At 68.6% G+C, this 13548-nt stretch carries 16 protein-coding genes; 14 read left to right on the top strand and 2 right to left on the bottom strand.

All coding sequences use genetic code 11. The annotated features are described in order from the left end of the window. Window positions 1–39 precede the first annotated feature (39 nt). Both BN1186_RS12350 and BN1186_RS12345 read right to left on the bottom strand, forming a co-directional pair. Window positions 40–930, bottom strand: a complete 891-nt coding sequence (locus BN1186_RS12350) for an NAD(P)-dependent oxidoreductase (protein ID WP_040284337.1) — start codon at window positions 928–930, stop codon at window positions 40–42. A 60-nt stretch (window positions 931–990) separates the two neighbouring features. Then, window positions 991–1689 carry a trimeric intracellular cation channel family protein gene (locus tag BN1186_RS12345; protein WP_246043313.1) on the bottom strand — a complete coding sequence of 233 codons (699 nt, stop codon included), beginning with the start codon at window positions 1687–1689 and terminating at the stop codon, window positions 991–993. 85 nt (window positions 1690–1774) lie between these two features. Between BN1186_RS12345 and BN1186_RS12340 the strand changes: the two genes are divergently transcribed. The 14 genes from BN1186_RS12340 (at window position 1775) to ftsR (ending at window position 13533) form a co-directional block, all read left to right on the top strand. Further along, on the top strand, window positions 1775–2470 hold the full coding sequence (locus BN1186_RS12340) for an FMN-binding negative transcriptional regulator (RefSeq protein WP_052460129.1): 696 nt from the start codon (window positions 1775–1777) through the stop codon (window positions 2468–2470). Between the two features lie 92 nt (window positions 2471–2562). Continuing rightward, window positions 2563–4125 (top strand): pyruvate kinase, encoded by a 1563-nt coding sequence (locus BN1186_RS12335; RefSeq protein ID WP_281278482.1) that lies wholly within the window; start codon window positions 2563–2565, stop codon window positions 4123–4125. Between the two features lie 26 nt (window positions 4126–4151). Next, window positions 4152–4976, top strand: a complete 825-nt coding sequence (locus tag BN1186_RS12330) for an EamA family transporter (RefSeq protein ID WP_052460127.1) — start codon at window positions 4152–4154, stop codon at window positions 4974–4976. 9 nt (window positions 4977–4985) lie between these two features. Beyond that, window positions 4986–5339, top strand: a complete 354-nt coding sequence (locus tag BN1186_RS12325; RefSeq protein WP_052460126.1) for a GNAT family N-acetyltransferase — start codon at window positions 4986–4988, stop codon at window positions 5337–5339. Between the two features lie 17 nt (window positions 5340–5356). Next, window positions 5357–7387 carry a threonine--tRNA ligase gene (gene thrS / locus BN1186_RS12320; protein ID WP_082031388.1) on the top strand — a complete coding sequence of 677 codons (2031 nt, stop codon included), beginning with the start codon at window positions 5357–5359 and terminating at the stop codon, window positions 7385–7387. Window positions 7388–7389: 2 nt separating this feature from the next. Continuing rightward, window positions 7390–7932: an HIT family protein gene (locus tag BN1186_RS12315; protein ID WP_040284845.1), complete on the top strand. Its 543-nt coding sequence runs from the start codon at window positions 7390–7392 to the stop codon at window positions 7930–7932. Between the two features lies 1 nt (window position 7933). Beyond that, complete coding sequence (locus BN1186_RS12310) at window positions 7934–8758, top strand: LpxL/LpxP family acyltransferase (RefSeq protein WP_052460125.1); 825 nt, start codon at window positions 7934–7936, stop codon at window positions 8756–8758. Beyond that, a complete protein-coding gene (locus tag BN1186_RS12305; protein WP_052460124.1) occupies window positions 8755–9780 on the top strand; it encodes a glycosyltransferase family 4 protein in 1026 nt (341 codons plus the stop codon). The genes BN1186_RS12310 and BN1186_RS12305 overlap by 4 nt, the downstream gene beginning before the upstream one ends. A 9-nt stretch (window positions 9781–9789) precedes the next feature. Further along, window positions 9790–10380 carry a CDP-alcohol phosphatidyltransferase family protein gene (locus BN1186_RS12300; RefSeq protein ID WP_139651097.1) on the top strand — a complete coding sequence of 197 codons (591 nt, stop codon included), beginning with the start codon at window positions 9790–9792 and terminating at the stop codon, window positions 10378–10380. A gap of 23 nt (window positions 10381–10403) precedes the next feature. Beyond that, complete coding sequence (locus BN1186_RS12295) at window positions 10404–11150, top strand: DUF881 domain-containing protein (protein ID WP_052460123.1); 747 nt, start codon at window positions 10404–10406, stop codon at window positions 11148–11150. A gap of 9 nt (window positions 11151–11159) precedes the next feature. Continuing rightward, window positions 11160–11492 (top strand): small basic family protein, encoded by a 333-nt coding sequence (locus tag BN1186_RS12290; RefSeq protein WP_040284335.1) that lies wholly within the window; start codon window positions 11160–11162, stop codon window positions 11490–11492. Then, entirely contained in the window at window positions 11485–12270 is a 786-nt protein-coding gene (locus BN1186_RS12285; RefSeq protein ID WP_052460122.1) for a DUF881 domain-containing protein, read from the top strand. The genes BN1186_RS12290 and BN1186_RS12285 overlap by 8 nt, the downstream gene beginning before the upstream one ends. 97 nt (window positions 12271–12367) lie before the next feature. Continuing rightward, a complete protein-coding gene (locus BN1186_RS16380; RefSeq protein WP_040284334.1) occupies window positions 12368–12859 on the top strand; it encodes an FHA domain-containing protein in 492 nt (163 codons plus the stop codon). Then, window positions 12859–13533: a transcriptional regulator FtsR gene (ftsR, locus tag BN1186_RS12275; protein WP_040284333.1), complete on the top strand. Its 675-nt coding sequence runs from the start codon at window positions 12859–12861 to the stop codon at window positions 13531–13533. The genes BN1186_RS16380 and ftsR overlap by 1 nt, the downstream gene beginning before the upstream one ends. Window positions 13534–13548 lie beyond the last annotated feature (15 nt).

Here is a 13548-nt window from a genome sequence, read left to right as displayed (position 1 = left end):
GGTCCGTCGTGCAGCGGCGACTGGCCTGCTCGGGGTCGATCAGGACGTGCGTGGCGGCTCAACGTTGTTGAGCTTGGCCTGGGCCTGCACCAACGCAGGCACGAACTCCTGCCCGAAACCCAGGGCCGACGCCGTCGCCAGCGACTGGTGAGCGGCTGAGCCCATGGGGGCCACGACGCCCAGGTCGCCTGCCAGCCGGCTGTAGTAGCGCACGTCCTTGCGGGCGTTGTCGATGTGGAACTCCATGCCGGAATGGTCGCCGTCGAGAGCCCCTGCGATCGCGTGGAGGAACGGCGCGTTCATGCCGCCCCTACCGAGGATCTCGTGGACGAGGCGCGGATCCAGCCCCGCCTTACCCGCGACGGTGAAACCCTCGGCCAGCGCGTTGCAGAACGCCTGGATGACCGTGTTGTTGACCAGCTTCAGCGTGTGCGCCGTCCCGACGTCGCCGGTGCGCAGCACGGATCCGGCGAATGCCTCGAGCACGGGGAGGACCCGGGCCACATCAGCCTCCGCGCCGCCGACCATCACGTTGAGGTCGCCAGCCTCCGCCGCGGCCGGCCCCTTCGTCAGCGGCGCGTCCACGTAGCCGACGCCCTGTGCCCGTGCTCGCTCCGACAGCTTCATCGTCGACGTGGGCTCGGAGGTGGACGAATCGACGATGACCAACCCCTCGCGCGGTTCCTCGAGCAGTGAGTCCACCACCTCCTCGACGTCTGCCGACGACGTCACGCAGATGACCACGACATCGCAGTCCCGGCCCAGCGCCGCGATGCCGGGGGCTTGCCGGGCGCCGAGTTCGTCCAGGTCCTCGACGCGCTGCGACTCTGAACGCAACGTGTAGCTGAGACTCATCCCGGCTCGGGCGATGTTCTTGGCCATGCCGTGGCCCATCAGGCCGGTGGCTCCTACGAATCCGACGGTGGTCACGAGATTGCTCCTCTGAGGCTGGGGTTTCGCCTCCGAGGCTGGCCGGTGCCCGTCTGCGTGCTACTCGTCGACGGCTGGTCGGCGACCCTGGAGACGGAACCTGCGCAGCATCAGCCGCTGCGCCTTCTTGAGGGCCTTGCGGCTGTCGAAGTAGGAATCCTCGTACTCGAACAGCGGCAGGCTCCACCGGAACCTGATCGCCAGCATGCGCAGCACGAAGCCCGCCACCAGTGTGATCGTCACGGTCAGGTTGCTGGAGACGCCGAGCTCCAACAGTCCGACGAAGAGGAGGGCCGTCAGTACCGAAATCGAGGCGTAGAGCTCCTCCCGGAACACCAGGGGGATCCGGTCGCAGAGCAGGTCGCGCATGATCCCGCCGGCGACACCCGTCACCACCGCCGCCACGACGGCGATGATCACCCCCAGTTCCATCTGCAGCGCCAACTGGGCGCCGAGAATGGAGAAGACCACGAGCCCCAGCCCGTCGAGCACCAGAAACAGTTGTCGGAAGTACTTCATGATGCCGGCCACGGACACGGTCACGATGGCGGCGAGGACAACGAGGAGTACGTACTCGGGGTCCTTCACCCAGGTGAGGGGGTGGTGGCCGAGCAGCAGGTCGCGGATCGAACCGCCACCCAGTGCGGTGACGAAGGCCACCATGATGACGCCGAACAGGTCCATCCGCTCGCGGCCGGCGGCCAGCGCGCCGGTCACGGCCTCAGCGGTGATCCCGATGGCCCAGAGAACTGTGAGCACGAATCTCCCTTCTGTGGATGTCATCATGCCGGAACGGGGGATGCGGCCGCATCAGGGGCCCAGGCGGGCTGGCTAGAGTGGCGCTGTGCACGTGCCGCAACACTTCAAACTTCCCGAGGACAGGCTGGACCAGCTCCTCAGCGAGGTACATCCGGGCAACCTCGTCACCGTGCACGAGGACGGGCTGCTGGCGACGTTCGTGCCGATGCACATCGAACGGCGCGGCGACGAGCGGGTAGTGGTCACGCACCTGGTGCGCAACAATCCGCAGGTGCGTACGCCCACCGTCGGGCGGTCCATGGCGATCATCAACATCACCGACGCCTACATCGCCCCGGCCTGGTACGCCACCAATGACGCGCTGCCCAACGTCCCCACCTGGGACTACATCACCATTCATGCATGGGGCACCGCGCGGTTCGATCTCAGCGCGGAAGGCGCGCTGCGCGCCGCCCGGGCACTCACCGCACGCATGGAGCCCCCGGAGGTGCTCGACGCCGTGGGCGAGGACAAGCTCGGCCTCATGTCCCGCGCCATCGTGGGTGTGGAGCTTGAGATCGACCGGATCGAGGCCAAGGCGAAGATGAGCCAGAACCGCCACCCCGACGACATCCGCAGCCTCATCGACCACTTCGAGGAGGCCGGCCCCACCGAGGTGGCCGAGTACCTGCGCAACGTCAGCCTGCCCCACGCCGAGGGGCGCTTCGGCACCCTGGAGGCGTTGCGTGCCGGACGGCGTGGGGTCAACCTCCATGGGACAATGGGGGCCAGCGGTAGCTAGGTGGAGGGAGGATCAGTGGACTGATTCTCGAGGCTCAGTGGCTCAGCAGGCCACGATGCTGCGACAACGCGTCCAACAGTTGATCGACGGGGCTGACCGGCACCCCCGGGGCAGACACCGACGCGGAGGATGCCTGGGCGCGCGAGATGCCGCTGGGGCCGGCGCTACTGCAACACAACGCCACCGAACTGCTCGGGGAACAGGCCGAGGACCGGGCGTCGCGGATCATGGTGACGTTCCCCCCGGAAGCGGCCACGGACCCCGCCCTTGTGCGGAAGATGGTCGACGCCGGCATGGACATCGCCCGGATCAACTGTGCCCACGACGGGCCTGAGGAGTGGGCCGCCATGATCGCCCACCTGGACGACGCGGCTGGCGCGGATGCGCTCGTCGCGATGGACCTCGCTGGCCCCAAGCTCCGCACCGGGCCCCTGGCCCCCGGGCCGGAGGTCCTCAAGGCGCGCCCGCACCGTGACGAGACGGGGCGGGTGGTGGATCCCGCCATCGTGGTGTTGACGGCTCCCGGCACGGATGCGCAGGCTCCGGGCACCCGTGTTCCCGTCACGGATGCGTCCTGGCTGGCTGACCTGGAAGTTGGTCAGAGGCTCCGTTTCACTGATGGGCGCGGGTCACGGCGCACGCTACTGGTCACTGATGTCCTCGCCGAGGAGGACGGGCCCGCGGGTGTCGTGACGGAACTGGTCAAGACCGCCTATTTCGTCCCGGGCATTCGCCTCGAGCCGGAGACCGGCGGCAGCGCCGGGGTGGTCGCACACCTTCCGGCGCGGCGCAGCCACCATCTCGTCAGGGAGGGCGAACAGATCATCCTTACCCGGGAACTGACCGCCTGGGAGCCTGTGCCGGGCGGGCCGCACCGTATCGGGTGCTCCCTGAGCCAGGTCTTCGACGACGCGTTGCCGGGCCAGCGGATCCTCTTCGACGACGGGAAGATCTCCGGCGTCATCACGGCGGTGGCCGCCGGGCAGTTGACGATCGACGTCGTCAGCGCGGGCGTGGACGGGGTGAAGCTACGGCCCGAGAAGGGCATCAACCTGCCCGACACCCACCTGGACATGCCGTCCCTCACCGAGGAGGACCGCGAGGCGCTGCGCTTCGTGGTGGAGCATGCTGACATCGTCAACTATTCCTTCGTGCGGGATCAGCACGATGTGGCCGACCTGTTGGACACCGTCGAGGCACTGGGGCGAGACGATCTCGCCGTCGTGCTCAAGATCGAGACGGTCGAAGCCTTCAGGAACCTCCCGCAGATCCTGCTGGAAGCCATGCGCTGGCGGGAGGTCGGCGTCATGATCGCGCGGGGCGATCTGGCGGTCGAGGCCGGTTTCGAGCGCCTGGCGGAGGTGCAGGAGGAGATCCTGTGGCTGTGTGAGGCAGCGCACGTTCCGGTGATCTGGGCCACGCAGGTGTTGGAGTCCCTCGCCAAGGAGGGGCTGGCCACCCGCGCCGAGGTCACCGACGCGGCGATGAGTATGCGCGCCGAATGTGTGATGCTGAACAAGGGCCCCTTCATCGTCGAGGCGATCGGATTCCTCCACGACGTCCTGCAACGCATGCAGGAACATGTCTCGAAGAAGCAGACCCTGCTGAGGAAGCTGCGCTCATGGGATCTCCAGGCGTGGCACGAACAGCGGTAGCGCACTGCGGCGCGTAGAGTCAGGCCGTGCCCCGCCCCGTCGTGCTCGTGCTGATTGCCATCGCCTCGGTGCAGTTCGGCGCGGCCATCGCCAAGTCCATCTTCGACGTGGCACACCCCGTCACACTCGCCTTCCTGCGCGCCCTGATCGCAGCGCTGATCTTCCTGGCCTTCGCCAGGCCGAAGATGGCTGGCCGGTCGGGGCGCGACTGGCTGCTCGTCGTGGCCTACGGGCTGTGCCTCTCCGGCATGAACATGCTCATCTACCTGAGCTTCCAACGCATCCCCATCGGTCTCGCAGTCACCCTGGAGTTCGTGGGGCCGCTCGCGCTGGCGGTGCTGGGCTCCAGGCGCCTGCTCGATCTGCTGTGGGTCTCGCTGGCCGCAGCCGGGGTGGCGCTCCTGGGGGCCGGCCCCACTGTGGTCGATCCCCTGGGCATGGTGCTGGCGCTCGGGGCGGGTGCGTTGTGGGCCTGCTACATCGCTCTGGCCGGTCCCGTTGGGCACAGGTGGGAGGGGATGAGCGGGCTCACCGTCGGGTCGGTGATCGGCGCCCTCGCGCTGGCCGTCCCCGCGGTCACTGTCGCCGACGGCGCGTTCACCGATCTGCGGGTGCTGGGAGTCATGGCGGGCGTGGCGCTGCTGAGCACCGTGATCCCCTACGCCCTGGAGTTGCAGGCGCGCCGATCACTCAGGGCCGCCACCTTCTCCATCCTGATGAGTGTGGAGCCCGCCGCTGCAGCCCTGTTCGCCTGGTTCGTGCTGGGGGAGTGGCTCGACTGGCCCGAATGGGCGGCCATGGCGGCGGTGATCATCGCCTCAATCGGCGCCATCCGTTCCGCGCGCCGGTAGCATCGTGTCATGGATGACAACGTGAAACTCTCCCACAACACCTCCGAGAAGCGCTACGAGCTGCACATCGGGGAGGAGCTCATCGGCCACATCGACTACACGCTCGACGGTGATGTGCAGGACATGCACCACACCGAGGTCAAGCCCGAGCACGGGGGTCAGGGCCTGGGTGAACGCCTCGCGGAGTTCGCGCTCAGCGACGCCCGCGAGCACGGCCGCCAGGTGATCCCCACCTGCCCCTTCATCTCCCGCTTCATCGACAAGAATCCTGACTTCGAGGAGCTCAAGCATGTCGAGGACGGGCCCGACTTCCGCGGATTCGGTGTAGGCGGCACAATGGGGACGTCAGACCGACCCAGCTAACACAACAGGAGTGCCCCATGAGTGGAGTCATCACCGTCCACCGCGACAATCAGGCGGAACAGGTGGAACTGACGACCACGACGACGGGGCTGGACCTGTTCGGCGAGGACCGCACCATCGTCGCCATGCGCGTCGGTGGTGAGGCCCTCGACCTGAGCCGCGAACTGGCTGACGGGGACGAGGTGGAGCCCATTGCCATCGACAGCGCAGAGGGCCTGTCGATCCTGCGCCATTCCTGCGGCCACGTCACCGCGCAGGCCCTGCAGGAACTGCACGCCGACGCGAAGCTGGGTGTTGGCCCGCCGATCGTCGACGGCTTCTACTACGACTTCCAGACCGAACCGCTGACTCCGGAGGACCTCAAGGCGCTCGAGAAGAAGATGGGCCAGATCGTCAAGGCCCGCCAGCGCTTCGTGCGCCGCGTCGTCTCCGATGAAGAGGCCCGTGAGGAGCTCGCGAATGAGCCCTTCAAGCTCGAACTGATCTCCGACAAGGGCAGCGCCTCCGACGACGACGGCTCCTCCGTCGAGGTGGGTGCCGGCGAACTGACCATCTACGACAACGTCAACCGCGACGGCTCCGTGGCGTGGAAGGACCTGTGCCGTGGTCCCCACATCCCGCACACCGGCTACCTCGGCAACGGCTGGGCGCTGACTCGCACGTCGGCCGCGTACTGGCGCGGAGACCAGCGCAACGCCGGGCTGCAGCGCGTCTACGGCACCGCGTGGCCGTCGAAGGACGAACTGCAGGCGTACAAGACACGCCTCGAGGAGGCCGCCAAGCGCGACCACCGCCGCCTCGGCGCGGAACTCGACCTGTTCAGCTTCCACGAGGTGGTGGGTTCCGGCCTGCCGCTGTTCCACCCCCGCGGCGGCGTCCTCAAGCGCGAAATGGAAGATTACGTGCGCGCCCGCCACATCGAGGAGGGCTTCGACTACGTCGGCACCCCTCACATCGCCAAGGAGGAACTCTTCTATACCTCCGGGCATCTCCCGTACTACGCCGACGGCATGTTCCCGCCGCTGCTGGAGGACGCGGAGCGCGACGAGCAGGGCAACGTGGTCAAGGGTGGCCAGGCCTACCGGCTCAAGGCCATGAACTGCCCCATGCACAACCTGATCTTCTCCTCGCGTGGGCGCTCCTACCGCGACCTGCCGCTGCGCTTCTTCGAGTTCGGCACCGTCTACCGCGACGAGGCCTCCGGCGTGGTGCAGGGCCTGACCCGCGTGCGCTCCATCACGCAGGACGACTCGCACAGCTACTGCACCAAGGAGCAGGCTCCGGAAGAGGTCCGGCACCTGCTGCGCTTCGTGTTGAGCCTGCTCAACGACTTCGGGCTGACCGACGTCGCGCTCGAGGTCTCCACCCGCGATGAGGACGGCAAGAAGAAGGACAAGTTCATCGGCTCGGATGAGCAGTGGGATGAGGCCACCGCCATCCTCGAGGAAATCGCGCACGAGTCCGGCCTGCCCGTGGTGGCGGATCCGGGTGGCGCGGCGTACTACGGCCCCAAGATCTCGATCCAGGCCAAGGACGCCATCGGCCGCACCTGGCAGATGTCGACCATCCAGTACGACTTCAACCAGCCCGAACGGTTCAACCTGCACTACACGGCCTCCGACGGCTCGCACCAGCAGCCAGTCATGATCCACTCCGCGAAGTTCGGCTCCATCGAGCGGTTCATGGGCGTGCTCATCGAGCACTACGCCGGTGCGTTCCCCGCGTGGCTGTCGCCCGTCCAGGTCACCGCCATCCCCGTGGCCGCAGAGTTCGACGAGTACCTGGGCGGCGTCGTCGAGCAGCTCCGGGCTCGGGGTGTCCGCGTGGACTTCGACACCTCCGACGACCGCTTCGGCAAGAAGATCCGCAACGCGACGCAGGGCAAGGCCCCGTTCATCCTCATCGCCGGCGGCGACGACCGCGACGGCGCCACGGTGTCGTTCCGCTTCCGCGACGGCTCCCAGCGCAACGCGGTGGGTATCGACGAGGCCGTGCAGCTGATCACCGAGTTCATCGCGTCGCGGTCCAACGAGTCGCCCACGGCGTGACCATGGATGATTTCGAGATCGAGGCCAGCGGCTCGCTGCCCGGGGTCCCGGATGCCTTCCAGCGCCTGTGGACGCCGCACCGGATGGTCTACATCGAAGGGGAGGGGAAGCCGACGGGGGACCACGACTGCCCGTTCTGCACCTCCCCGCAGCGCTCCGATGAGGATGGCCTGATCGTGGCTCGCGGCGAACACGCCTTCGTGGTGATGAACCTCTTCCCGTACTCGCCGGGGCACCTGCTCGTGTGCCCTTACCGGCATGTCTCCGACTACACGGACCTCACCGTTGACGAGACGCGCGAGGTGGCCGAGCTCACGCAGCAGGCCATGCGGGTGGTGCGCGGCGTCTCCAAGCCGCACGGCTTCAACCTGGGGATGAACCAGGGTGACGTGGCGGGCGCGGGCATCGCGGCGCACCTGCACCAGCACGTGGTGCCGCGGTGGAAGGGCGACATGAACTTCATGCCTGTCATCGGCCAGACCCGCGCGGTGCCGCAGCTCCTCGGGGACGCGCGCAGGATCCTGGCCGAGGCCTGGCGCGGCTGACGTGGACCTCACGGGTCTCGCCTGGCGTCTGGGACGGCGGGTGCCGCGGCGCACGGCCGACGTTCTGGCCCGGGCTTTGGCTCCGCTGGTCGCGCTGAAGCGGCTGCCCGCCGTCGACGCCTGGACCGACACGATCGAGAGGGCCACGGGGGCGCCGCCCACCCGCCGACAGCGACGCCTCCTGTTGGAGAACTGGCTGCGCAACAACCTCTGGTCATTGAGCCTGGCCGAGTGGCGGGACGACGAGGTGCTCAAGGTGGCCGCCATCGCGCCGTCGGATCTCAACAAGCTCAGAGAGTCGCTGTCCGGGCCTGGCCTGGTGCTGGCCCTGCCGCACATGGGCTCCTGGGACTTCGCGGGCGCATGGTGCGCGCGGGTCGGGATCAAGGTGGTCAGCGTGGCCGAACGGCTCCCCGGTGGTGTGTATGAACGGTTCGCGGCGGCCCGCGCCGGGATGGGGATGACGATCTACCCCGTGGACCAGCCGGGCCTGATGCAGCGCCTCGCCGACGACGTGGCTGAGCGTCGCATGGTGTGCCTGCTGGCCGACCGGGATCTCTCGTCGCGAGGCATCAACGTGCCCTGGCCGGTGACCGACGGGGTGGTGGGCGTGCCCGCGGGCCCTGCTCTGCTGGCCCGCCGGACCGGCGCCGACCTCCGGGTGGCCACGACCCACTTCGACGGCGGCCACCTCAGGCTCGAGGTCTCAGACCGCATCGAAGGCGGCACGGTGCAGGAGCTGATGGCCGGGGCCGTGGCCTTGTTCGCGGACGCGGTGCGGCGCCATCCAGAGAACTGGCTGATGCTGCGCCGGGTGTTCAGATGAGTCTGCGCGTCGCACTGGTGTGCCCCTACTCGCTCGATCAGCCCGGGGGAGTGGCCACTCACGTGCTCGGCCTGGCGCAGTGGCTGCGCGGTCGCGGTCATACCGCGTTGGTGATCGCCCCCGGCACCGGCCAGTCCACCGAGGAGGTCCACCTGCTGGGCCGCGCGATGAGCCTGCCCTTCAACGGCTCCGTCGCTCACCTGGGGGTGGTGCCCGACCAGGCCATGCGGGCCCGGGCTGCCCTGGACGGGGCGGACATCGTGCATGTCCACGAACCCCTGACCCCGGGCATCGCCTACGCGGCGGCGCGGGCCGCGCGGGAGCGTCTCGTGGTGACCCACCACGCCCACTACCGCCCGGGCCTGCTGGCGCTGCCACTTCGGCTGCGCTCAGCCCTTCTGCCGGGGCGACAGAGCATCGCCGTGTCCTCGGCCGCCGCGGCCACGGCAAGAACCGTGGCCGGGGCGGAGTGCACCGTCATCCCGAACGCCGTTCCTGTCGGTCCCGGGCCGGAGAACCAGCGGGAGGTGGACCCGCCGATCGTGGCCTTCCTGGGCCGGCTCGACGAGCCGCGCAAGGGCTACGGAACGTTCGTCGAGGTGGCGCACGCCGTCCCGGAGGCCCGCTTCGTCGCGATCGGGCCGGGGGACGGGCTCGCCGGGCCGGTTGAGGCGTTGGGCGCAGTGCCGGACGACGAGCGCGATGGATGGCTGCGTCGGGCCAGCGTGCTGGTGGCCCCGAACCGCTTCGGGGAGTCTTTCGGGATGGTGCTGATCGAGGCTCTGTCGCAGGGCTGCGCCGTCGTCGCCAGCGACCTGCCCGCCTTCCGTGACGTGGTGACAGACCCTGAGGTGTCGACGTTCTTCCCCGTCGACGATGCCGAAGCAGCGGCCGCAGCGGTACGGGCCCGGCTGGCTGCCCCCGCGGACCCGACCGTCGCGTGGCGGGCGGCCAGACAGTTCTCCTGGGACGCCGTCGGCCCACGTGTCGAGGCGGTCTATGCCGCCGCTCTGATGACATAGGCTGAGCCCGTGAGTTCATCGCTGGTTCCCGCGCAGGAGTTCGACACTGACGCCGTTGTCACCCTGCCCAACGCGGTCAGTTTCGTGCGCCTCCTGACCGTGCCGGTCTTCGCGTGGCTGATCATCGCGGGCCATGACGTGGCGGCGGTCGTGCTGCTGATGGTCTTCGGCGCGACGGACTGGATCGACGGCTACCTGGCGCGCCGCCTCAAGCAGCGCAGCCCGCTGGGCGCCAAGCTCGATCCTGTCGCGGACCGTCTCTACATCCTCGCCGCGCTCATCGCGCTGCTCGTGCGCGGCATCGTGCCGGTCTACTTCCTGGTCCTGCTCGTGGCCCGCGACGTGATGCTGGCCCTCCTGGTGCCGGCGCTGAGGAAGCACGGTGTGGTGGCGTTGCCCGTCAACTGGGTGGGCAAGGCAGGCACCATGCTGCTCCTGATGGCCTTTCCGCTCATCCTGCTCGGCGCACCCACCTCGCTCGACTGGCGGTGGGCGCACTGGGCCGGGTGGGCTCTCGGCTGGTCCGGTGCCGCCGCGTACTGGGCCGCCGGCTTCCTCTACCTGCGCGAGACGGTGCGGCTGGGGCGTGCGTCGCGGTGAGGAGCCGTCGCCCCGATGCGAGCATGAGCCTGCTCACGGATCTGCAGGAGCAGGCTCTGGAGCCGGAGTACCGCACCACCACGGCACCCCGCCGCCGCCCGCTCAGGTTGCTGGTCGGGGTCTGCTTGCTGGCGGTGCTGATCACCCTCGCCGTCCTCCAGACCACCAGCGGCACGGACACCGCGGCCCAACAGCGCCGGGAACTGCTCGAGCGGGTGGCAGACGCGCGGGAGAGGCAGGCCGAGCTCGGTGAGCAGGCCTCCCAGCTGGACGCGGAGGTGGGCCGGCTGGGCGTGGAGGCGCTCGGCGACCCCGCCGCGAGGGAGGAGCTGACGCAACTGGAACTGGCCGCCGGCGGGTTGCCCGTGACCGGCCCGGGCATCATCGTGACCGTCGACGACGCCGATGATGCCACCTCGAATGAGGGCCTCGTCCTCGACGGTGACCTCACCCGGCTGGTCAACGGCCTCCGGCAGGCGGGCGCCGAAGCTGTCAGCATCAACGGCCGACGCCTCAGCGCACTGACTCCCATCCGCAGCGCGGGGGCGGCGATCACGGTTGACTACGTATCGCTCAGCCCGCCCTACCGCGTCGAGGCCATCGGCGACCCTGATACGCTCCAGGCCAGATTCAACGAGACCACGGCAGCCGCCTGGTGGCACCTCATCGTGCAGAACTACGGCCTGTCCATGACCATCGAACAGGCCGACGGCGACCTGACGCTCTCCGCAGACCCGGGGATGTCGGTGCGCCACGCGAAGCAGAAGTAGGAGGACAACGTGTTCGCCATCCTCGGACTGATCGCCGGCATCGTCGTCGGCGTGGTGCTGCAACCCACCCTGCCGCCCGGCCTGGCCCCGTACCTGCCGATCGCCATCGTGGCGGCGTTCGACGCCATCCTCGGCGCGACGCGCGCCTACCTCGAGGGCATCTTCTCCGACAGGGTGTTCCTCGTCTCGTTCCTCTCCAACGTCATCATCGCCGGGCTGATCGTCTTCGTCGGAGACCAGATCGGTGTGGGCTCGCAGTTGTCGACGGGCGTTGTCGTCGTCCTGGGCATCCGGATCTTCACCAATGCGGCCGCCATCCGTAGGGCGGTCCTGCATGCCTGAGCCCACAGCCGAGGCCAAGTCCTCCGTCGAGCACGAGACCCCGCGCCGGGCTGCCGAACCGCAGCCCGAGCGTTCACTGCTGCGGGACTTCTTCCGGCCGAGCCGCGGGCAGTTCGTGGTGGGGGTGGCGCTGTTTCTGACGGCGCTGATCGTCGTGCTGACCCTGCGTTCGCAGGCCACGCAGCCGGAGTTCGCCAACGTGCGGCAGGCGGATCTCATTCAGCTGCTCGACAACGTCACCGGCGAGACGCGCCGGTTGGAGGACCAGGTACGCGAACTCGAACGCTCCCGCACCGAACTGCTCAGCGGCGCGGATCGTGACCAGGCAGCGCGGGAGGAGGCCTCCCGCAGGTTGGAGCAGGCGCGCATCATCGCCGGCACGGTCCCGGTGGTGGGCCCGGGGGTGCGGATCCAGATCGATGACCCGGCCGGCAACGTCTCCGCGGAACTGCTGCTCAACGCAGTGGAGGAACTCCGCGATGCCGGCGCCGAGGTGATCGAACTCAACGACTCGGTGCGTCTGGTGATGAACTCCCACTTCGCCACGGACGCCAACGGCGCCGTGACCGCAGACGGCGTGGTGCTGGCCGCGCCGTACGTCGTCGACGCTATCGGGGATCCCGCCACCCTCGAGGCCGGCGCCCGCTTCCGGGGCGGGCTGGTCAGCGAGGTCGAGGGCGAACGGGTGGGCGGGAAGGTGTCCATCGAGCAGGTCCAGGCCCTGGACATCTCCTCCGTGGTGGAGATTGAGCAGCCCGAGTTCGCGCGCCCGCGCTAGCGTGGTTGACGCAGGATGATAAGTTTTCTCAGGTAGCCTGTTAAGGGCCTGAGACCGGGGATGAGCCAGCCCCCGCTGAGACGAGGATGTGACTCTAATGAAGTGCCGCACTTGTGGATCTGACAGCCCGCCCGAGGCAAGGTTCTGCAGCAATTGCGGTGCCTCCCTCGCCGATCTCACCGGTGACACCACCACCATGATCCCGGTTGCCGCTGAGGACGGCCCCCGCTCCGTCGAACTGACGGACCAGGAGCGTGCCGCAGCGAAGACGTTGGCTGCGGGCAACGCGCTGCTGATCGTCAACCGCGGCCCGGGTGATTCCAACCGGTTTCTCATCGATTCAGACATCACCAACGTCGGCCGCCACCCCGAGTCCGACATCTTCCTCGACGACATCACCGTCTCGCGCCACCACGCCAAGTTCGTGCGCAGCGGCGGGAAGCTCTACCTGGAGGATCTGGGTAGCCTCAATGGCACCTACGTGAACCGCACTCTGCTGGACGGGCGGACCGTCCTGCGCGAGGGGGACGAGATCCAGATCGGGAAGTACCGCGCCACGATCTCGCTGAGTGAGCCCGGACTGAACTGATGTCCGGCGCGGCGCGCACCATCGGCGTCGTCCTGGAGATGATCCGTCCCGAGTTCCCGGACATCTCCGTGTCCAAGCTGAGGTATCTCGAAGCGGAAGGACTGATCTCGCCGGATCGTCAACAGCCTTCCGGCTACCGCCGCTTCAGCCAGGCGGACATCGACCGGCTCGTCTACGTTCTGCGCGCGCAGAGGGACCGCTACCTGCCGCTGAAGGTCATCCGCGAGGAGTTGGAAGCCATCGACAGGGGGGAGGAACCTCCCACCGAGGCGGCCGCGCCCGTGGATGAGCCTCCGGAGCCCAAGAAGCGGGTCCGGCGCAGCACGGGGCCTGGGCTCATGACGCGCCGCCAGGTGCTGGCAGATTCAGGGCTGGGGGAGGCCTCGCTCATCCAGTTGGAACGGCTGCGCATCATCCAACCGCGCCGCGGATCGCAGCTCTACGGGCCCGAGGCACTCGCGCTGGCCAGGTCCGCCCGGAAGCTGGCCGATTACGGGGTGGATCTACGCCAGCTGCGGGTCCTGCAGCAGGCCGCGGCGATGGAGGCCGCACTCGTGGAACAGGTGCTGGATCAGCACAGGCGCCGTCCCGGCCCCCCTCCGGAGGTGGTGCGGGATCTCTATCAGGCGGTGCTCCAAGCCCATGCCGCCCTTCTCCACGGCCAGATCCACTGAGCCCTGCGCCGAGCT

Source organism: Tessaracoccus massiliensis (assembly GCF_000826065.2).
Taxonomy (GTDB): domain Bacteria; phylum Actinomycetota; class Actinomycetes; order Propionibacteriales; family Propionibacteriaceae; genus Arachnia; species Arachnia massiliensis_A.
Note: the sequence above shows the minus strand (reverse complement) of the source record. Positions and strands in the feature narration are given on the sequence as shown.